An 18,444-nucleotide genomic window follows, 5' to 3' on the forward strand; every position below is an offset into this window, starting at 1 on the left:
AGTCTACGGAGCGGAGTCAGGCCGTGGTGACGCTCGCCAGGCCCTCGGTGACGAGCGGGCGGAAGCGGCCGAGCAGGCGCGGGATCCCGAACGTCACGACCGCCACCAGCGTGTCGCCCCGGTGGTAGGCCCAGACGCTCTCGGGATCGAGGTCGTCCGCCTCGAGCCAGCCGGCCCGGTCGGCGAGCTCGGGCCGTCCGAAGACCTGCACCTTGAGGTCGAACTGGTCCGACCAGAAGTACGGCGGGTTGCGCTTCGTCGTGGCGTCGGCGGTGCCGGCGATCGTGCGCGCCACGAGCGACGCCTGCTCGCCCGCGACCTGCCAGTGCTCGCGGCGCACCGGCCGGTCGAGCACGGGGTCGTGCCACGCCGCGATGTCGCCGACGGCCCAGACGCCGTCGAGCCTCACGACCCGGCCCGAGGAGTCGCAGACGACCCCGTCCGCGAGGTCGAGGCCGGCACCCTCCAGCACGTCCAGGTTGAGCGCCGCACCGAATCCGGCGACGACGACGTCAGCGGTCAGCTCCCGACCGTCGGCGAGCACCGCGACCGTCGCGTCGCCCCGCGTCTCGAGCCGCTCCACGCCCACCCCGGTCACGAGCTCGACGCCGTTCTCACGGTGCACCCGCTCGAGCCGCGTGCCGCACTCGCTGCCGAAGGCGGCGCCCAGCAGCTGCGGCTGCAGCTCGACGATCGTGACGTCGAGACCCGCCGCACGGGCCGTCGCCGCGACCTCGGCGCCGATGAAGCCGCCACCCAGGACCAGCAGCGAGCGGCCGTCGGCGATGGCTGCCCGCAGCGTCTGGGAGTCCTCACGGGTCCGGAGCGTGTGGACCTGGTGGCCGTCGAGCATCGCGGGCCGACGGGCGGTGGATCCCGTGGCGACGACGATCGCGTCGGCCTCGACGGTCTCGCCGTCGTCGAGCGTCACGACCCCGGACCGGACCGACGCGACGCGACCCTCGCGCACCGTGACGTCGATCGACGTCGGCTCGTCGCCGCGGTACAGGCTGATGCGCGCGTCGTCGTACTCCCCGGCGAGGTACTGCTTCGACAGCGGCGGCCGGTCGTAGGGCGCCTCGTCGCCCACGACCGTCACGGGCCCGGTGAATCCGGCACCGCGCAGGTCGCGGGCGAGGCGCCATCCGGCGACTCCGGCTCCCACGACGACGACGCTCTCAGGCGCGATCTCGGACTCAGCGGACTGGGGCTGCACGGCCTCTGCACTCACGCCGTCAGTCAACCACGGGCGGCGACGGCGCAGGGTGGTCCGTCCACTGGTCCCCGAGGCCGTATCCTCCTGCCACGACCTACCTCAGGAGGTGGCTGGTGCCCGACTCGTCCTTCTTCGCCGAGATGGCCCTGGAGCTTCATGCCGAAGCCACCATGGCCGACACCTTGGCGCGCATCGTCGAGTTCGCCCAGCAGGCCCTCGCATGCGACCAGGCCGGCATCCTGCTGGTGCACAGTCGCACCCGCCTGGAGACGATGCTGGCCACGAACGACGCGGTCGAGCGGTCGCACGAGCTGCAGCGCAAGCTCGACGAGGGGCCGTGCCTGGACGCGATCGAGGGCGAGCCCGTCTACGTGTCCGGCGACGTCGAGGCCGACCCGCGCTGGCAGCGGTGGGGCTCGGAGGTCGCGCCGCTCGGGCTGCGCAGCGTCATCAGCGTGCGCCTGGCGAGCCAGAACCGTCGTTACGGATCACTGAACCTGTACTCGCACCGCACGCACGCGTGGGAGGACGGCGACGTCGAGGTCGCCCAGGTCTTCGCGCGGCACGCGTCGGTCGCCGTCGCCACCTCGCACCAGGAGGACGGGCTCAAGGTCGCCGCCGACACCCGCAACCTGATCGGGCAGGCGCAGGGCATCATCATGGAGCGCTTCGAGATCGACGCCGACCGGGCCTTCGCGGTGCTCAGTCGGGTCTCCCAGCAGCGCAACATCAAGCTGCGTGCCCTCGCCGAGGACCTCGTGCGCAACCGCGCCGACTCCGAGCTCTTCAAGCTCCCCGGCTGACGCCGCGCGAGTGGCGGCATGCCCTTCGAGGCTCACTCGTTCGAAGGGGGCACCTCAACCACCGGCGCTCAGGCGGTGCGCTCTTCCAGGGCCGTGCGCAGCAGGGCGGTCAGGGTCTCGAGCTGCAGGTCCGCCGAGGTGGTCTCCTCGTCCAGGCCGTCGAGCGCGCGGGCGGCCAGGCCGGCCTTGCGGTCGATGATGCCGACGATGCTCGTGTCGATCGTCTGCGCGGCGATGATGCGCCACGCGGTGACCGGCTCGTCCTGACCGATGCGGTGCACCCGGTCGATGGCCTGCGTCTGCTCGGCGTGGGTCCACGAGAGCTCGGCGAGCACCAGGTTGGACGCGACCTGCAGGTTGAGGCCGACGCCGGCGGCCGTCAGCGAGCAGACGATGACCTTGACGTCCGGGTCGTTGACGAAGGCGTCGATGCTCTCCTGGCGGGCCGTCGACGACTGGTTGCCGCGGACGGTCGAGTAGCGCAGGCCGCGCTGCTCGAACACCTCCTGCGCCGTGTCCATGACGTCGATGTGCTTGGCGAAGAACACGACCTTGCCGGCCTGCCGGGCCAGCTGCACGGCGTAGTCGGCCGCGAGGGCGGACTTCGCCTGACCGATGCGCCGCATCATCGTGAAGACGTTCTCGGCGTCGTCGGCCGGCGTCTCGTCGCGCACCAGCATCGCGACGTGCTCGACGATCTGCTCGTCGATGCCCTCCGGCTTCTCGCTGCGCGCCGCGACCGCGTGGTCGTAGCGCGACACGAGACGGCGGACGAGCTCGCGCTGGGTGTCGCGGATGGACCGCGCCGCCTCGCCCTCGAGCTCCACCGGGATGTCGGCGATGCGACGGTCCGGGATGTCGGCGGCGACGTCGATCTTGCGGCGGCGCACGATGCCGAGGTCGATCACGCGGCTGCGCGCCGCGGGGTAGAACTTCGGGTCGAGCGGCGTCAGCCCTGTCTCCTCGAGCGCGGCCATGAGCTGGGCGCGGGGCTGCTTCTCGTCGATCCAGCCGAGGAACTCCCAGATCGCCCGGAAGTCCTCGATCTCGTTGATCAGGGGGGTGCCGGTCAGGGCGAGCATCAAGGGGCGCGCGACGCGCTGGCGGATGCGGTCGGCGACCTGCAGCACGTGCTGCGACCGCTGCGACGACTTGTTCTTGATGAAGTGCGCCTCGTCGAGCACCATGCTCCGGAAGCCGAGGTCGCCGAGCCAGCCGACGTGGCGGTCGAGCACCTCGTAGTTGACGATCACGATGTCGGCGAAGCCGTCGATGTCGTCGCCGTTGCCGTGGATCACGGTGGCCTTGCGGCGCGGGGTCCAGATCTCGGCCTCGCGGGCCCAGTTGGCCTTCACGACGTTGGGCACCACGGCGAGCATCGGGTAGGCGTCGGCGGCGTGCGCCGCGAGGAGCGACTGCGCGGTCTTGCCGAGGCCCGGCTCGTCGGCGAGCAGGAAGGTGCGGTGACCCTCCAGGGCCGCCTGCACGACCTCGGCCTGGTGGTGCATCAGCGGCAGTCCGCCGGGGGTCATGAGGGACTTCGGCTCCGGCAGCTCCATGCACGCCGGCGACCCGGCGCTGGCGCGCTCGAACGCCGAGAGCAGCGGACCGATGAGCTCCCACGTGGACAGGCGCTGGGTCTGCGGCTGGGGCGGGGGAGGCGCGGAGAAGTCGGGCGCCATGAACGGGTTGGCGAGCTGACGGGCGACGACCGACTGCGGCAGCACGCGACGCTCGGTGCGCGCGGTGACCTCGTCGACGACGGGCTCCGGCTCCGGGGCGACCTCGAGGCCCGCGGACTGGTTCATCTCCCGCATCAGCATCTTGACCTCGTCGGAGGGCACGGCGTCGTCGGCGAGCAGGTCGAACAGCTGCGGCTCGCGGGCCGCGGTCTTGGCGAGGATCGTGGCGACGCCGTCGAGCCGCTTCAGCAGCTCGGCGCGCTGGCCCTCGCTGACCTCGGTGTCGGCCTTGACCCGCTGGCGCTCGACGCGCACGAGCAGCGCGATCGCCTGGTAGCGCGACTGGATCGACGTGCCGCGCCCGCGCTGGACGGCGGCCTCGACCTCACGGACGCCGCGCGCGAGCACGGGCAGAATGCCTTGGTTGTCGATCTCTCGTCGACGCTGGCCACCGGAGGTGCGAGCACCCCCGGAGCGACCCTGACCTCGATTGGCCACGGACTCCTCCTCGGAGGATGCGACGAGCACCGTGCTCGTCGCATCGTGAAACTCAAGAACGTGCGTCATGGTGCCGACGTACGCCACCTGGGGGCGATCGGGGCCGAGAGCCGGCTGCGATCACGTGGTGAGCGCCATGACTGGTGCTGGACCCCCGACGGGCCGAGCACCGCAGACGAGTGTACGTCAGGACGGACCATCTGCACGATTCCCGGGCAGGATCGCCCCGGCGCACTACGCTGACCCGGGGCTCCGGCGTCCGCCGCACGCCCCTCATGAACTCCTCCCGGGAGGTACGCGATGCGTGCACGGCACCCCCTCGCCGCGGCCCTGCTGCTGGCCCTGACGCTGGTCGCGTCGTGCGGACTGCTGCCGGAGGACGAGCCGGCGTCGGGCGGCAGCGACACGGCTGCGGCCACGCCGTCGCTCGATCCCGTTCCGGCCTGCAACACCTTCGACATCGGTCCGGTGTTCGACGCGTTCGGCGGGCAGGACCCGGCCCAGCCGCCGAGCGCGGCCTCGATCGGCTCGACCCGCGGCTGTGCCTGGAGCCCGCCCGATCCCGACGTCGGGCTGCGCGCGAAGGTCACCGTGCTCGAGGACCCCGACCTGTCCGATGCCGGTGTGCTGGCCTACGCGCAGCAGGAGTGGGCCGACGCGACCGGCGGCGAGCCGTTCCCGGCCGACCAGTTCCGGCCCGGCGAGCACGGCTGGTCGTACGGCATGACCAGCACCGTGCCGATCATCCAGATCCTCACCTCGAGCTGGCTCACGCTGCTCACCCCTGACGGCGCGCTGCGCTGCCACTACTGGGGCTTCAAGGACCCGGCCGTCGCGTGGGCGGCGTGCGACCAGATCCGCGCAGCGGTCGAGACGCCGGCGTAGAACACCACCGGTGGTTGAGGCACCTCAACCAGCGGTGGCCGCGGGCACGTACTCGTTGACGACGACGCCGCTGTCGTAGGGCGTGCTCTCCGCCCGGGTCCACGTGCGGGCCGACGTGACGCCGCTGAAGAGCGGGGTGCCGCCTCCGAGCACGATCGGGTTCACCTTGAGCACGAGCCGGTCGATCTCGTCGACCAGCTGGCCCGCGAGGTCGCCGCCACCGCACAGCCAGATGCCGTTGCCCGGCTCGGCCTTGAGCCGTCGCACGACGGCGACGGGGTCCTCGTCGGTCACGACGATGTTCGGCGGCGCCTCGGCCTGGGTGTGCGAGCGGGAGAACACGACCTGTCGGGTGTGGGGATACGGGTCGCGGGTCGCCTCGAAGCCGACCTCGTAGGTCTTCCAGCCCATCAGCGTCGTGTCGAACCGGTCGCCCGTCGCCGTCAGTCCCATCGCGTCGAGCCCGACCTTCGGGAGCGTGTCGGGGTACTCGCGGAAGATCATCTCGATGTGGTCGCCCGTCACGGGGAAGGCGCTGAAGTCGTGGTCCGGGCCGGAGATGAATCCGTCGAGGGACACCGCGACGAAGTAGGTCAGCTCACGCATGGACTGCTCCAATCACTACAGGTGTTGTGATTGATACGGTACTACAGATGTCGTGGTTGGGCTAGGGTGGCGGCATGGTCCGCAACGACACGCGCCGCGACGTGCTGGCCGACGCCGGCATCGCCGTGCTCGCCCGCGACGGCTCGCGCGGCTTGACGCACCGAGCGGTCGACCGCGAGAGCGGGCTGCCCACCGGCACGGCGTCGAACTACTTCCGCTCCCGTGCCGAGCTCGTCGAGGGCCTGCTGCAGCGCATCGTCGCCCGGTTGACGCCCGACGAGACCGTCTTGGCCGAGCTGGGCGCGCTGCCCCCGGGCCGCGACTCGTTCACGCGGCACCTGCGCGACATCGTGCGCCGCATGCTGGCCGACCGCGACGTGACGCTCGCCTGGTTCGAGATGCGGCTCGAGGCCGCGCGCCGACCCGAGGTCGCCTCGCTGATGCACGAGACCCTGCTCGCCGGGTTCCGCGGTGACGTCGCCTACAACGAGGCCGCCGGCCTCCCCGGCGGTGCGCGCGAGATCGCCCTGTTCCACTACGCGGTCGACGGACTGGTCCTCGACCGCGTCACCGTCTCGATCGATCCCGACGCCGACCTCGACCAGGTCGTGGACGACCTCGTCGCCGGCCTCCTGCCCTAGCGAAGTCGGCTAGGGATGGCCACTTCCGGGTCATGGCAGGGTCCGGGAACTTCTCCCTATCGTGCGAGCACCCGCAGGATCGCCCGCTCGGGCGACCACGAGGAGGCGGGTCCCGCACGTCGCGGGCCGATCACGAACGAGATCCGGGGGGATCATGGGAACATTGAGCGAGTATCTCGGCATCGACAGGGGCCCTCAGGAGAAGGGGCGCATGTGGTTCGGTGTGTCACGTCAGAGCAGGTTGCGGATTCTGATGTGCTCGAACGTCGTGGGCGTCGTGACGGGTGTCCTGGCGTACTTCGCACTTCACGCTTCACGCTTCTCTGCGGACCTCGGCTTCCTGCAGTGGTTGCTGCCCGTGATCGCGGGGCTGCTCGTGTCCCTCGCTGTCACGTCGATGGGAAACGCCGTCGCGACGCGGACGCTGCCCGAGCGGTGAGCAGGCAACCTTTCTCGAGCGCATGACGTTGCTGACGCACCGCTCACACGCGGCGGTGGTGAGCAGGCAACCTCATGTGGGGTCCGAGAGGATGCTGGCTCACCGCCACCTGGGCGTGAGGTTGTTGGCTCACCGCCGTCCGCTGCGGCTGGTCCTTGCGGCTGTCCTGCGCTGGCGGAGCTGTCAGGTGCGGGAGGTTTCGAGGCTCGTCGCGAGAGCTCCTCACACCTCAACCACCGGTGGTTGGCGTGAGCCCCTCAACCACCGGTGGCGGCGGCGGCCCGCGCTTCCTTGCGCTGGTCGGCGAAGGCGAGGGCGTCGTCCCAGGTGGCGCCCTTCAGGATCTTGCCGCGGTACTTCATGATCTCGGTCTGCCCGTTGACGGTCAGGGCTCCGACCAAGCGGTCGCCGGAGCGGTAGAGCGCGACCCAGCGCTCGCCGGCGTCAGGGTCGCCGTCGACGAGCAGCACCTCGTCGGCCTGCGGGGTGCCGACGAACTGGATGCGCACGTCGTACCAGTCCGACCAGAAGTACGGCACCGTCCGGTACGCGGTGGGGTTCGCGGGATCGAGGGCGTTCCGCGCCGCGATGGCCCCCTGCTCGGCGGCGCTGGTCCAGTGCTCGAGCCTCTGACGTCGATCGAAAACGGGATTGACCCAGCTCGCGACGTCGCCTGCCGCGTACACGCCTGGCACCGAGGAGGCGAGGGTCGCGTCGCACACGACGCCGTTCTCGAGCTCCACACCGGAGCCCTCGAGCCACTCGGTGTTCGGGATCGCGCCGATGCCGGCGACGACCAGGTCGGCGGGCAGCACCGTGCCGTCGGTGAGCTCGACCGCCTCGACCCGGCCTCCCCCGTCCGATCCGGAGCCGTGCAGGTCCGCCACGCCACTGCCGCAGAGCAGCCGGGTCCCGTGGCGCTCGTGGAGCCCCGCGATCCAGCGTCCGGGCGCCTCGCCGCACGCACGCACGAGCGGCGTCTCGAGCGCCTCGACGACCGTGACGTCCAGCCCGCGCTTCCGCGCTCCCGACGCGACCTCGGAGCCGATGAATCCGGCCCCGACCACGACGACCTTGACCCCGCGGTCGAGCTCGCGCCGCACGGCCACCGCGTCGTCGAGGGTGCGCAGCGCGTGCACCCCCGCGAGCGAGCCCGCCTGCGGCAGGGTGCGGGCTCGCGCGCCGGTCGCGACGACGAGCGCGTCGTACGGGACCCGCTCCTCGCCGACCCGCACCTCCTGCCGCTCCGTGTCGAGACCCGTCGCGCCCTGACCGAGCACCAGCTCCACTCCGAGCTCGCCCGTGAGGTGCTCCTCCTCGCGGAAGGTCGTCGGTTCCGGCTCCCCCTCGTCGAGGTACGCCTTCGACAGCGGCGGGCGGTCGTACGGCACGTGCGGCTCGTCACCCACCAGGGTGATCGGCCCCTCGTGGCCGGCCTTGCGCGCGGCCTCGACCGCGCGCAGCCCCGCCAGCGAGGCGCCCACCACGACGAGTCGTGTCACGACTCGATCCAGAGAGCCTCGGTCGGACAGCTCGTGACGGCCTCCTCCAGCTCGGTCACGTCCTCGACCGCGATCTCCTGCTTGAGCACCCGCAGCTCGCCGTCGTCGCCGACCTCGAAGTAGTCGGGCGCGACGGACTCGCAGATGCCCAGGCCGGTGCACTTGTCCATGTCGACGCAGATACGCATCAGAAGATCCTCCGCATGAGCTTGAGCGCCTTGTCCGTGTACGGCGGGTAGACGAAGCGCGGGTCGGGTGAGGTGGTCTTGCTGAGCACCGACTTGCGGTGGCTCAGCGCCTGGAAGCCCCACTCACCGTGGTACGCCCCCATGCCGCTGTCGCCGACGCCGCCGAACGGCAGCTGCGGCACCAGCACGTGCATCGCGATGTGGTTGAACACCACGCCGCCGGCCGGGACCTCGTCGGCGAGCCGCTTGCGCGTGTGCCGCGACGAGGTGAACGCGTACAGCGCGAGCGGCTTCGGCCGCTCCCGCACGAACGCGATGGCCTCGTCGAGCGAGTCGACGGTGATCACCGGCAGGATCGGACCGAAGATCTCGTCGGTCATGACCGGGTCGTGCGGATCGGGGTCGACCACCACGGTCGGCAGGATCGTGCGGTCGGCAGCGTTGCTGAGCCCGCCGTGCACGATGAGTCCCGTGGTCGAGCGCAGGTAGCCCGCCAGCCGCTCGAACTGCCGGTCGTTCACGATCGGCATGCCGCGCTCGGCATCGGCACCGCGGAACGCGCGCAGCGCGTCGGAGACCTTGTGCGCGAACTCGTCGCGCACGGAGCGGTCGACCAGCACGTAGTCGGGCGCGATGCAGGTCTGTCCGGAGTTGAGCAGCTTGACCCACGCGACGCGGCGAGCGGCGACGTCGAGGTCGGCGTCGGCCGCGACGTACACGGGGCTCTTGCCACCCAGCTCGAGCGTGACCGGCGTGAGCGTCGCCGCGGCACCGGCCATGATCTTGCGACCCACCTCCGTGCCGCCCGTGAACAGGGCGTGGTCGAAGCCGAGCGAGAGCAGCGTCTGCGTCGTGGCGCCGTCGCCCTCCACGACGGCGACCGCGCTCGTGTCGAGGTAGCGCGGCACGAGCTCGGCGATCAGCGCGGACGTCGCGGGGGCGAGCTCCGACGGCTTGACGACCGCGCAGTTGCCGGCCGCCAGCGCTGCCACGAGCGGGCCGAGCGCGAGGTAGAAGGGGTAGTTCCAGGGCCCGACGGCCAGCACCACGCCGAGCGGCTCGTACTGCACCCACGCGAGGGCGGGCTGCTGGTTGAGCGGCAGCGGGCGCGGGCGCTTGCGCATCCACCACCGGACGCGCTTGATCGCGTAGTCGATCTCGCCGGTCGTCGACACGATGTCGCCGAGCCAGGCGTCGGTCGGGGTGCGGCCCAGGTCGTCGGCCAGCGCCTGCACGATGCGCGGCTCGTTCTCGTCGACGAGCCGGCGCAGCGCCTTCAGCTGCGCGACCCGCCAGGTGGCCGAGCGGGTGCGTCCCGAGGCGTGCGCCTCGCGCAGCCGGTCGAGGAGGTCACCGAGATCGGTCACGTCGCCGGCGGCCAGCGTCGGGGGAATGGTGTCGGTCATGGCTGCTCCTCAGATCTGCGGCGGGGGCACGAGGCCCGTGTAGACGGCTCCGAACGCGCCACCCTCGACCAGCAAGGGGTGGCCGTTGACCCAGCTCGCGTCGTCGGAGCCGAGGAACAGGGCGACCTTCGCAATCTCCTCCGGCCGCGCGTGGCGACCCAGGAGCTCCTTGAGCCCGTCGAGGTTGTCGTGGCCCATCGTCTCCTCGAAGTCGGCGAGGATCGGTGTCTCGACCGGGCCCGGGAGCACGGCGTTGATGCGGAAGCCCGCCTCGGCGAACACGAGCGCCATGAGCATCGTGTAGACCGTCGCGACCTCCTTGGAGAAGTTGTAGGCGTTGCCCTCCTGGGGGTGGTCGGCGAGCCACTGCACCCCCTCCGCGAACGTGTCGGTCGTCAACAGGTCCTTGATGGTCTCGAGCCGGTCGGGCCAGCCGAAGCCCGCCGTCGACGACACCACGACGACCGAGCCGCCCGGGTTCAGCCGCTCGAGGAACGCCTCGCTCAGGTGGCGCACCGCGAGGGCGTTGACCTTGAACACGACGTCGGCGGGTGCCGTGCCGGGCAGGCCGGCCACGTTGAACAGCACGTCGAACGTGCCGTCCAGCTCGGCGAGGGCCGCGTCGATGCTGTCGGGATCGGACAGGTCGACCTTGACGTGGCCGGCGACGGCGGCGGTCGGCTCGTTGCGGTCGAGGCTGAACACCTCGGCCCCCTCGTCGACCAGCAGTGACGCGGTCGCGTGGCCGATGCCGGAGGCGGCACCGGTGACGACGACGCGCTTGCCTGCGTAGGGGGACATGGTCAGGCTCCCTTCACGGTGACGGGCATGCGCTTGACGGCGCGGACGAAGTTGCCGACGAGGTACTCCGGATCGCCGACCTCGAGGCCCGGGGCACGGGTCAGCAGCTCGCGGAACAGGTGGCGGATCTGCATCTTGGCCACGAAGTTGCCCATGCAGAAGTGCGGACCTCCGCCACCGAAGCCCTGGTGCGGGTTCGGGTCGCGGGACAGGTCGTAGTCGTACGGACGGTCGAAGACGCGCTCGTCGCGGTTGCCCGAGGCGTACATCATCGCGATCCACTCGCCGGCCTTGATCTCCTGGCCGCCCAGCACCGTGTCCTCCACCGTGGTGCGGCGGAAGGTCATGACGGGCGACGCCCAGCGCACGAACTCCTCGGTGGCGGTCTTGATCCGCGCGTCGAAGTCGTCGGCCAGCCACGCCTTCTGGTCGGGGTGGTGCTGCAGCGCGTGGGTGTTGAGCGAGATCGTGTTGCGGGTCGTGTCGTTGCCGGCGACCGAGATGAGCACGAAGAACGCCGCGATGTCGTCGTCGCTCAGCCGCTCGCCGTCGACCTCGGCCTGGACCAGGTTGGTCATCAGGTCGTTGGCGGGCTCACGCCGACGCAGGTCGGCGAACTCCAGGCCGATCGTCAGCAGGTTCACGAGCGAGTTGTTCAGCACCTCGCCCGGTTCCCGCCCGTTCGCGACGTCGGGGTCGTTGAAGGCGACCATCTCGTCGGCGAGGTGCGCGGCCTCGTCCTGCAGGGAGCCGTCGAGCCCCATCATCTCGTAGACCGTCCACATGGGCAGTCGCTTGGACACGAGCTCGACGAAGTCGCCCTCGCCCGCCTCCAGGAGCCCGTCGACGATGCGCACGGCCTGGGCCTGGATCTGGTCGTCGATGCGGGCGACCTGCTTGGGCGTGAACGCGGCGCTGACGAGCCGCCGCAGCTGCTGGTGGCGCGGGGCGTCCATCCCGAGGAAGGAGTGCGAGGCCTCGAGGAGGTCCTGCGGCACGTCCTCGAACTGCACGCCGTCACCGGAGCGGAAGCGCTCGGGCGCCTTGCTGACCTCGGCGATGTGCTCGTGCCGCGTCACGACCCACAGGCCCTCGGAGTCCGACGGCATGATGCCGCCCTGCATCGGGGGCTGCCACGAGACGGGGTCGTGGTCGCGCAGGTGGCGGAAGGTCTCCTCCCGCTCCTCGAAGCTGCGGGCCCAGAAGTCCAGGCTCGTGACGCGGTGGGCGTCGTCGGTCGGTCGGTCGTGGACGGCGGTCATGCGGAGGCCTCCTGGGCGTGTGCGTATCGCTCCTCGAGCCGGCGCTTCACGAGCTTTCCCGTCGGCGTGCGGGGGAGCTCGTCGACGAAGTCGACCGAACGGGGTGCCTTGAACGTGGCGATGCGGTCGCGGACGTGGCCGATGATCGCGGCCTCGAGCTCCGCCGACGGCGAGAAGCCCTCGCGGAGCGTGACGACCGCCTTGACCTCCTGACCCATCTCCGGGTGCGGCACGCCGATCACGGCGACGTCGCGGAGGGCGGGGTGGAGGGTCAGGACGTTCTCGACCTCCTGCGGGTAGATGTTCACGCCGCCGCTGATGATCATGAAGCTCTTGCGGTCGGTCAGGAACAGGTAGCCGTCCTCGTCGAGGTACCCGAGGTCACCGATCGCGGTCCACAGCGGGTGCTCGGGGTGGGTCGCCTCGGCGGTCTTGGCGTCGTCCTTGTGATAGCGGAACGGCAGCTGGTCGCGCTCGAACCAGATCGTGCCGATCTCGCCCGCGGGGAGCTCGGCTCCGTCCTCGTCACAGACGTGCGGGACGCCGAGCTTGGACTGTCCGACCGAGCCGCGCTTGGTCAACCACTCCTGCGAGCTGATCAACGTGAGGCCGTTCGCCTCGGTCGAGGAGTAGTACTCGACGAGCTTGGGGCCCCACCACTCGATCATCGCCTGCTTGACGTCCGGCGGGCACGGCGCGGCGGCGTGGACGGCCATGCGCAGGCTCGAGGTGTCGTACCGGGCCCGCACGTCGTCCGGCAGCTGCAGCATCCGCACGAACATCGTCGGCACCATCTGCAGCAGCGTCACGCCGTGCTGCTCGATCGCGGCGAGGGCGGCCTCGGGCTCGAAGCGCTCCATCATGACGACGGTGCCGCCGTTGGCCTGCACGACGCCGCACCAGCGCAGGGGCGCCGCGTGGTAGATCGGCGCGGCCGAGAGGTAGACCGTGTCGGTACCCATCGCGAAGGCCGAGCCGAGCAGGCCGTAGACCGGGTCACCCGGCTCGTCGACCTGGATCGGCAGCAACGGAGCCTTGATGCCCTTGGGCCGACCGGTGGTGCCGGAGGAGTAGAGCATGTCGGTACCGCGGGGCTGCTCGGCGAGCCGCTCCCCGGCGCCGGACAGGGCGTCCTCGTAGGACTCGTGTCCCTCGACGGTGCCGCCGAAGGCGAGGCGGTGCTCGACCTGCGGGGTGTCGGCGACGACGGCCTCGGCCACGACGCCGAGCGTGGCGGCGGTGATCAGCACCTTCGCGTCGCTGTCGTCGACGATGTAGGCGACCTCGGCTGCCGTGAGGTGGTGGTTGATCGCCGTGACGTAGAGGCCCGAACGTAGGCCGGCCCAGTAGACGACCATCGCCTCGGGCGAGTTGTCGACCAGCATCGCGATCACGTCGCCGCGACGCAGGCCACGGTCGTGCAGCACGCGCGCCAGGCGCGCCGAGCGGTCGTCGAGCTGGCCGTACGTGAGCGTCTCACCGCTGCCGGACATCACCACGGCGGGCTTGTCGGGCGTGGTGGCGGCGAACGTCCCGGGATACATCAGGCCACCAGGAGGTCGTCACGGCCGTCGGCCTTGAGGCGTTCGACGTACGTGCCGAACAGCTGCTTCGACAGCGGGGCGACCTTGAGCATGGCCGCGACGTTGCCGCCGACCTTGATCTTGCCCTTGGCCATCGCCAGCGGGAGGTTGACCTTGCCCTGCCAGTACGCGTTGCCCACGTCGGACGACATCGTCATCTCCGCGTCGGGGTCGAGGTCACCGACGCCCTCGGTCACGGTGCCGTTGGCCATGTCGATCACGATCACGACGTCCGGGTCCTTGAAGTCGAACTTCAGCACGATGCCCGCGGCCCGCAGCTTGTCGGCGAGCGTCGGGTCCTCGTAGGCCTTCTCGAAGATGCCGCCGATGTAGGTCATGACCTCGGTCGAGTCCTGAAAGCCCATGCTGTCCTCCTGCTGATCCTGCGATGTGGTCTGGGTCACGAAACATAACATAAGTTACGTTATGCTGCGAAGGCAAACCCCTAGACTGTCGTCGCTCGTCCCGAGGAGGTGACCATGACCGCAGCACCCGAGATCAGTCCCGTGCAGCGGCGGTTCTTCGACGCGGCCATGGAGATCCTGGCCGAGGAGGGCTACGGCGCCCTCAAGCTCGCGGCCCTGTGCAAGCGCGTCGGCGTCACGAGCGGGTCGTTCTACCACGCGTTCGACGGGTGGCAGCGGTTCACCGACGCGTTCCTTGCGCACTGGTTCGAGGAGCGGACGATGCGCATCGTCGAGCTGACCGACACCGTCGCGAGCGCGCAGGAGCAGGTCGACCTGCTGCTGGACGTGAGCCTGCGCCTGCCCCACGCCTCCGAGTCCGCCATCCGCGTGTGGGCCGGGGTCGATCCGGAGGTCCGCAAGCTGCAGGACGAGGTCGACCGGCTGCGCCTCGAGACCGTGACCCGCGCGTTCACGGGCGTCATGGGTGACGAGGAGGCGGCGCGCAAGCTCGCCGGCGCGGCGCTGTACATGCTGGTCGGCTACGAGCAGGCCGCCGGCGCGCGGGACCGTGAGGCGCTGGAGACCGGCCTCAACCTGCTGCCGGTCTACGCCCAGCGCTTCGCCGACCGCAACGCCTGACCCCCCGGCCACCGAGATGTGTGGACCTGCGCCCCAGTTCCGGGCACAGAATGGGGCGCAAGCCCACACATCTCGCCGGTCAGAGGGTGCGGCGCATGACGAGTCGGGGCATCTTCGACGCCGTGGCATCGGTCTGGCCGATGACCTCGAAGCCGACCTTCTCGTACATCGCCCGGGTGCCGACGAAGGCCATCGTGAGGTCCATGCGGCCCTGCGGGTCGACGGGGTGCACCTCGACCGCGGGCGCGCCCTGCGACCGGGCCCACTCGACGGCGCCCTCGATCAGGTGCTGGGTGACGCCCTGCTTGCGGTGGCCACCCCGGACCACGGCGCAGACGATGCTCCACACCGGGACGTCGTCGACCGGACGGATGAGCTTGCTCTGCACGAGTCGGGGGATGTCGGTGCGCGCTCCGATGTTGCACCAGCCGACGGGCGTGCCGTCCTGGTACGTCACGACGCCGGGTGGCACGTCGCGCTCGCAGAGGCGACGCATGGCCTGCTCACGACTGCCGCCGCCGAGCTCCTCGATCTCCTTCGCGCCGATGCGGTGCGACAGGCACCAGCAGTGCGTGGTGCGACGGTTCGGGTTGATGACGTCGGCGAAGTCGTCGAAGCGGTCGGGCGTGACCGGATGCGTCTCCCAGTGCGTGTCCTGGCCCATGGGGCCACGATGGCACCAGACACCGTCAGGAAACAGGCCCCGAGACCTCTTAGGAGAACCCGTGGACACGACGATCTACCTGGCGTGGTCGTCGTCGCCGATCCCGTCCGACCTGCTCGGGCCGTGGACCGAGCTGCGCGTGCTGGCCGACGACCTGGTCGTGGTCGAGGGCACCGAGTCGCTGTCGCGGGTCTACCACGAGATCAAGTGGTCGCTGCCGGACGACGCGGCGCTGCTCGTGACCCCGCTGGCCGAGCGGCCCAAGCTCAAGTACCTGCCCGAGGGCACCACCACGTGGTTCCGCGACCGGCTGCCGGCGCAGGACGACGGGTGACCACGATCTGATCACGGGCCGCACGCGTCGAGGACCGACCTACCGTGGACGGGTGACCCACGACCTGCCCGTGCTCGACCTGGCCGACCTCGGCACCGAGTCCTTCCGAGAGAGCCTGCGCGAGGCGACCCACGAGGTCGGCTTCTTCCACCTGCGCCACCGCATCCCGGACGAGGTGACGGACGAGCTGTTCGCCGTGGCCCGCCGCTTCTTCGCCCTGCCCGAGGCCGACAAGCTCGCGATCGAGATGTCGCACAGCCCGTGCTTCCGCGGCTACACGCGCGTCGGCGGCGAGCGCACCCGGGGTGCGGTCGACTGGCGCGAGCAGATCGACGTCGGTCCCGAGCGGGAGCCCAGCGCGGTGGCCGATCCGGCGTACCTCCGCCTCGACGGACCCAACCAGTGGCCCGACGCCCTGCCGGAGCTGCGCACGACGATCGAGGCCTGGACGGCGCGGCTGTCGGCCCTGGGCCATCGCCTGCTGGCGGAGTGGGCCGTCTCCCTGGGCGCGGCCCCCGACCACTTCGACGCGACGTTCGCCGACCCCTCGACCCTGCTCAAGCTCGTGCGCTACCCCGGCCGCGAGGACGCGGCCCAGGGCGTCGGAGCGCACCACGACCCGGGCATCCTGACGCTGCTGCTCGTCGAGCCGGGCAAGGCCGGGCTCCAGGTGCAGACCGACTCGGGCTGGCTCGACGTGCCCCCGGTCGACGACGCATTCGTCGTCAACATCGGTGAGCTCCTCGAGGTGGCGACCGACGGCTACCTGCGCGCGACGAACCACCGGGTCGTCTCACCCGTCCCCGGCACCGAGCGTCTCTCGATCCCGTTCTTCTTCAACCCGGGCCTGGACGCCGAGGTGCCTCGCATCGACCTGCCGCCCGTCCTCGCGGCCCGCGCGCGCGGCGTCACGCAGGACGCCGACAACGTGATCGGTTCGCGCTACGGCGAGAACCTGCTCAAGGCGCGGCTGCGGGCCCATCCGGACGTGGCGGCGATCCACCACGCCGACCTCCTGCTCGGCTGAGGTCCGGGAGCGGGTCAGGGAGCGGTCGGCTCGATGCCGTGCAAGCGGAGCTGTTCGTCGACCTCGTCGTCGATGTGCACGGCGCCCGACTCCACGTGCTGGAGGACGCGGCGCACGGTCTCCCACTTCACCCTGGCCTGCAGCTCCGTGACCGACCCGGCGACGATCCCCACGGAGATCAGCGTGAAGAACCGCTCGAGGTCGGGGCACCGGCTTCGATCCATGACCGGAACGTACCGGTAACTCGCATTTACGACCTCACCGGGCGAGGGTGACCGTGGTCACGTCGGCGTCCACGGCAAAGGCCCCCGAGGAGAACCCTCGGGGGCCTTGGTCCGTGCTGTGCTGCGCGCCCGTAGGGATTCGAACCCCAAACCTTCTGATCCGTAGTCAGATGCTCTATCCGTTGAGCTACGGGCGCCCGTCCTGCGCGTCACGCGCGAGGACTCCGAGAGTCTAGCCCAGACGATCCGGAATCCTCGAATCAGGTCCGGCCGAGGCCCGCAGGGGGTGCGCGATCTCGTCGACGCGCATGCGGGCCCACGCGACCGCGAGGACGGCCAGCGGGAGCGGGACGACGGCCGCGACGAGGAACACCAGGTCCGTGCCCACCGCGACTCCGAGCGGACCGGCCACGGCCATCGAGACGGGCATGAAGGTCAGCGAGACGAAGAAGTCGAGGCTCGAGACGCGACCCAGCATCTCCGGCGGGACCCGTCGTTGCAGCAGCGTGCCCCAGATGACGTTGGGCGCGTTGAACATCGCGCCGATGACGAACAGCAGGCCCGCCAGCGTGACCACGTCCGGGGCGATGCCGACGAACGCCAGCGGCAGCACTCCCGCACCCCACGTCAGCACCATCACGGACAGGTACCGGCGAGCCAGCGGCAGCGACGAGACGACGAGCGACGCGACGGCCCCGCCGACGCCGTACGCGGCCATGACCCAGGCATGGTCCGTCGCGTCCCCGCCGAGGTCGTCCTTGATGACGAATGGCAGGAGCACCTCGATCGGGCCCATCGAGACCAGCACCAGGATGGTGGCCAGGAGCAGCGTCGCCAGGAGCCACGGCGTGCGAGCCACGTAGACGAAGCCCTCCTTCAGGTCGCCGAGGAACCGGCCGGCGCCCTGTCGATCTGCAGCCGTCAGCACCCGACGCAACGGCACGGGCCTGAGTCCCAGGAGGAGCAGGAGGCAGGCGAGCTCGGCCAGGGCCACGGCGACGATCGCGTGGCCGGGTGAGATCGCGGCCACGATCAGGCTCGCCGTCGCCGGGCCCGCGGCCTGCAGCATGATCGGCCGCAGCACGCCCTCGACGCCGTTGGCGGCCAGCAGGTCGTCGGCCTCGACGATCGAGGGCAGCAGGGCGGAGTAGGCCGGGAAGAAGATCCCGGCGGTCATCCCGAACACCAGACCGGCAGCCGCCAGGTGCCAGATCGCACCGACCCCGGCCACCGCGGCGGCGCCGACGACGGTCGCCGTCGCCACCCGCACGACCGACACGGCGACGATGATGCGGCGCTGGGGCACCCGGTCGGCGAGCACCCCACCCAGCAGGGTCGTGGCGACCACGCCGACCGACCAGCCCACCGCGGCGAAGGACAGCTCCTTCGGTCCGCCGCCGAGCTCGATGACCTGCCAGACCGTCGCGATCATCCACATGCCGTCGGCCAGGAGCGACAGCGCCGTGGCGGCGGCGAGCCAGCGGTACTGCGCGTGACGGAACGGCTTCAAGGGGCCGCGGGCCCACGGCGACTCCACCGCGACAGCCTACGTCCGCGGAACGGGGAACCGACAGGTCGATCGAGCCGCAGCATGACGAGTCTCACCGGCCCTGGGGTTCACATAACGCTGCGGCTGG

General features: G+C 70.8%; 20 protein-coding genes and 1 tRNA gene. 7 read left to right on the plus strand and 14 right to left on the minus strand.

Going from position 1 to position 18,444, the window contains the following annotated elements; translation table 11 throughout:
• Positions 1-16 precede the first annotated feature (16 nt).
• Positions 17-1,231 carry an NAD(P)/FAD-dependent oxidoreductase gene (locus LO931_RS07350; RefSeq protein WP_229052631.1) on the minus strand — a complete coding sequence of 405 codons (1,215 nt, stop codon included), beginning with the start codon at positions 1,229-1,231 and terminating at the stop codon, positions 17-19.
• Positions 1,232-1,329: 98 nt separating this feature from the next.
• Here LO931_RS07350 and LO931_RS07355 point away from each other — a divergent pair, with 98 nt between their 5' ends.
• A complete protein-coding gene (locus LO931_RS07355; RefSeq protein WP_229052632.1) occupies positions 1,330-2,019 on the plus strand; it encodes a GAF and ANTAR domain-containing protein in 690 nt (229 codons plus the stop codon).
• Between the two features lie 68 nt (positions 2,020-2,087).
• Here the strand turns inward: LO931_RS07355 and LO931_RS07360 are convergent, their stop codons facing one another.
• Positions 2,088-4,199, minus strand: coding sequence for a DEAD/DEAH box helicase (locus LO931_RS07360; protein WP_229052633.1), 2,112 nt, complete (start codon positions 4,197-4,199; stop codon positions 2,088-2,090).
• A 300-nt stretch (positions 4,200-4,499) separates the two neighbouring features.
• Between LO931_RS07360 and LO931_RS07365 the strand changes: the two genes are divergently transcribed.
• Positions 4,500-5,084 carry a hypothetical protein gene (locus LO931_RS07365; RefSeq protein WP_229052634.1) on the plus strand — a complete coding sequence of 195 codons (585 nt, stop codon included), beginning with the start codon at positions 4,500-4,502 and terminating at the stop codon, positions 5,082-5,084.
• Positions 5,085-5,108: 24 nt separating this feature from the next.
• Here the strand turns inward: LO931_RS07365 and LO931_RS07370 are convergent, their stop codons facing one another.
• Entirely contained in the window at positions 5,109-5,690 is a 582-nt protein-coding gene (locus tag LO931_RS07370) for a dihydrofolate reductase family protein (protein ID WP_229052635.1), read from the minus strand.
• Between the two features lie 74 nt (positions 5,691-5,764).
• Here LO931_RS07370 and LO931_RS07375 point away from each other — a divergent pair, with 74 nt between their 5' ends.
• Together LO931_RS07375 and LO931_RS07380 are read left to right on the plus strand one after the other, a co-directional pair.
• A complete protein-coding gene (locus LO931_RS07375) occupies positions 5,765-6,331 on the plus strand; it encodes a TetR/AcrR family transcriptional regulator (RefSeq protein WP_229052636.1) in 567 nt (188 codons plus the stop codon).
• Positions 6,332-6,584: 253 nt separating this feature from the next.
• Complete coding sequence (locus LO931_RS07380; RefSeq protein ID WP_229052637.1) at positions 6,585-6,770, plus strand: hypothetical protein; 186 nt, start codon at positions 6,585-6,587, stop codon at positions 6,768-6,770.
• A 257-nt stretch (positions 6,771-7,027) separates the two neighbouring features.
• Here LO931_RS07380 and LO931_RS07385 read toward each other — a convergent pair whose 3' ends face one another.
• From LO931_RS07385 to LO931_RS07415, 7 genes are read right to left on the minus strand one after another with little or no spacing between them, the layout of a single operon-like run.
• Positions 7,028-8,272, minus strand: coding sequence for an NAD(P)/FAD-dependent oxidoreductase (locus LO931_RS07385; protein ID WP_229052638.1), 1,245 nt, complete (start codon positions 8,270-8,272; stop codon positions 7,028-7,030).
• Complete coding sequence (locus LO931_RS07390) at positions 8,269-8,460, minus strand: ferredoxin (RefSeq protein WP_229052639.1); 192 nt, start codon at positions 8,458-8,460, stop codon at positions 8,269-8,271. Before LO931_RS07390 ends, LO931_RS07385 begins: the two co-directional genes overlap by 4 nt.
• Complete coding sequence (locus tag LO931_RS07395) at positions 8,460-9,866, minus strand: aldehyde dehydrogenase family protein (protein WP_229052640.1); 1,407 nt, start codon at positions 9,864-9,866, stop codon at positions 8,460-8,462. Before LO931_RS07395 ends, LO931_RS07390 begins: the two co-directional genes overlap by 1 nt.
• 9 nt (positions 9,867-9,875) lie before the next feature.
• The gene (locus LO931_RS07400) at positions 9,876-10,667 is read right to left on the minus strand and encodes a coniferyl-alcohol dehydrogenase (protein WP_229052641.1); all 792 of its coding nucleotides are present in this window, start codon (positions 10,665-10,667) and stop codon (positions 9,876-9,878) included.
• A gap of 2 nt (positions 10,668-10,669) precedes the next feature.
• Positions 10,670-11,929, minus strand: coding sequence for a cytochrome P450 (locus tag LO931_RS07405; protein ID WP_229052642.1), 1,260 nt, complete (start codon positions 11,927-11,929; stop codon positions 10,670-10,672).
• The gene (locus tag LO931_RS07410) at positions 11,926-13,473 is read right to left on the minus strand and encodes an acyl-CoA synthetase (RefSeq protein WP_229052643.1); all 1,548 of its coding nucleotides are present in this window, start codon (positions 13,471-13,473) and stop codon (positions 11,926-11,928) included. Before LO931_RS07410 ends, LO931_RS07405 begins: the two co-directional genes overlap by 4 nt.
• Positions 13,473-13,877, minus strand: a complete 405-nt coding sequence (locus LO931_RS07415) for an SCP2 sterol-binding domain-containing protein (protein ID WP_229052644.1) — start codon at positions 13,875-13,877, stop codon at positions 13,473-13,475. The genes LO931_RS07410 and LO931_RS07415 overlap by 1 nt, the downstream gene beginning before the upstream one ends.
• Before the next feature lie 114 nt (positions 13,878-13,991).
• Between LO931_RS07415 and LO931_RS07420 the strand changes: the two genes are divergently transcribed.
• Entirely contained in the window at positions 13,992-14,558 is a 567-nt protein-coding gene (locus LO931_RS07420; protein WP_229052645.1) for a TetR/AcrR family transcriptional regulator, read from the plus strand.
• Positions 14,559-14,637: 79 nt separating this feature from the next.
• On the opposite strand, the gene LO931_RS07425 is transcribed toward LO931_RS07420, so the two are convergent.
• The gene (locus LO931_RS07425; RefSeq protein WP_229052646.1) at positions 14,638-15,222 is read right to left on the minus strand and encodes an N-acetyltransferase; all 585 of its coding nucleotides are present in this window, start codon (positions 15,220-15,222) and stop codon (positions 14,638-14,640) included.
• A gap of 61 nt (positions 15,223-15,283) precedes the next feature.
• Here LO931_RS07425 and LO931_RS07430 point away from each other — a divergent pair, with 61 nt between their 5' ends.
• Both LO931_RS07430 and LO931_RS07435 read left to right on the plus strand, forming a co-directional pair.
• On the plus strand, positions 15,284-15,556 hold the full coding sequence (locus LO931_RS07430) for a hypothetical protein (RefSeq protein ID WP_229052647.1): 273 nt from the start codon (positions 15,284-15,286) through the stop codon (positions 15,554-15,556).
• Positions 15,557-15,608: 52 nt separating this feature from the next.
• Positions 15,609-16,583, plus strand: a complete 975-nt coding sequence (locus tag LO931_RS07435; protein ID WP_229052648.1) for an isopenicillin N synthase family oxygenase — start codon at positions 15,609-15,611, stop codon at positions 16,581-16,583.
• Positions 16,584-16,597: 14 nt separating this feature from the next.
• Here LO931_RS07435 and LO931_RS07440 read toward each other — a convergent pair whose 3' ends face one another.
• The 3 genes from LO931_RS07440 to LO931_RS07450 all read right to left on the minus strand — a co-directional run bounded on the left by LO931_RS07440 (position 16,598) and on the right by LO931_RS07450 (position 18,344).
• Positions 16,598-16,807 (minus strand): hypothetical protein, encoded by a 210-nt coding sequence (locus tag LO931_RS07440; RefSeq protein WP_229052649.1) that lies wholly within the window; start codon positions 16,805-16,807, stop codon positions 16,598-16,600.
• Between the two features lie 124 nt (positions 16,808-16,931).
• Positions 16,932-17,004: transfer RNA gene (locus tag LO931_RS07445), tRNA-Arg, on the minus strand.
• A gap of 35 nt (positions 17,005-17,039) precedes the next feature.
• Positions 17,040-18,344: an MFS transporter gene (locus LO931_RS07450; protein WP_229052650.1), complete on the minus strand. Its 1,305-nt coding sequence runs from the start codon at positions 18,342-18,344 to the stop codon at positions 17,040-17,042.
• Positions 18,345-18,444: the final 100 nt, after the last annotated feature.

Source organism: Aeromicrobium sp. Leaf350 (assembly GCF_916858655.1).
Classification (GTDB): domain Bacteria; phylum Actinomycetota; class Actinomycetes; order Propionibacteriales; family Nocardioidaceae; genus Aeromicrobium.

Coding starts and splice junctions, on each gene's coding strand:
- LO931_RS07365 (WP_229052634.1), top strand. CDS start 4,500: ATGCGTGCACGGCACCCCCTCGCCGCGGCCCTGCTGCTGGCCCTGACG.
- LO931_RS07370 (WP_229052635.1), bottom strand. CDS start 5,690: ATGCGTGAGCTGACCTACTTCGTCGCGGTGTCCCTCGACGGATTCATC.
- LO931_RS07375 (WP_229052636.1), top strand. CDS start 5,765: ATGGTCCGCAACGACACGCGCCGCGACGTGCTGGCCGACGCCGGCATC.
- LO931_RS07380 (WP_229052637.1), top strand. CDS start 6,585: ATGTGCTCGAACGTCGTGGGCGTCGTGACGGGTGTCCTGGCGTACTTC.
- LO931_RS07390 (WP_229052639.1), bottom strand. CDS start 8,460: ATGCGTATCTGCGTCGACATGGACAAGTGCACCGGCCTGGGCATCTGC.
- LO931_RS07395 (WP_229052640.1), bottom strand. CDS start 9,866: ATGACCGACACCATTCCCCCGACGCTGGCCGCCGGCGACGTGACCGAT.
- LO931_RS07400 (WP_229052641.1), bottom strand. CDS start 10,667: ATGTCCCCCTACGCAGGCAAGCGCGTCGTCGTCACCGGTGCCGCCTCC.
- LO931_RS07405 (WP_229052642.1), bottom strand. CDS start 11,929: ATGACCGCCGTCCACGACCGACCGACCGACGACGCCCACCGCGTCACG.
- LO931_RS07410 (WP_229052643.1), bottom strand. CDS start 13,473: ATGTATCCCGGGACGTTCGCCGCCACCACGCCCGACAAGCCCGCCGTG.
- LO931_RS07415 (WP_229052644.1), bottom strand. CDS start 13,877: ATGGGCTTTCAGGACTCGACCGAGGTCATGACCTACATCGGCGGCATC.
- LO931_RS07420 (WP_229052645.1), top strand. CDS start 13,992: ATGACCGCAGCACCCGAGATCAGTCCCGTGCAGCGGCGGTTCTTCGAC.
- LO931_RS07425 (WP_229052646.1), bottom strand. CDS start 15,222: ATGGGCCAGGACACGCACTGGGAGACGCATCCGGTCACGCCCGACCGC.
- LO931_RS07440 (WP_229052649.1), bottom strand. CDS start 16,807: ATGGATCGAAGCCGGTGCCCCGACCTCGAGCGGTTCTTCACGCTGATC.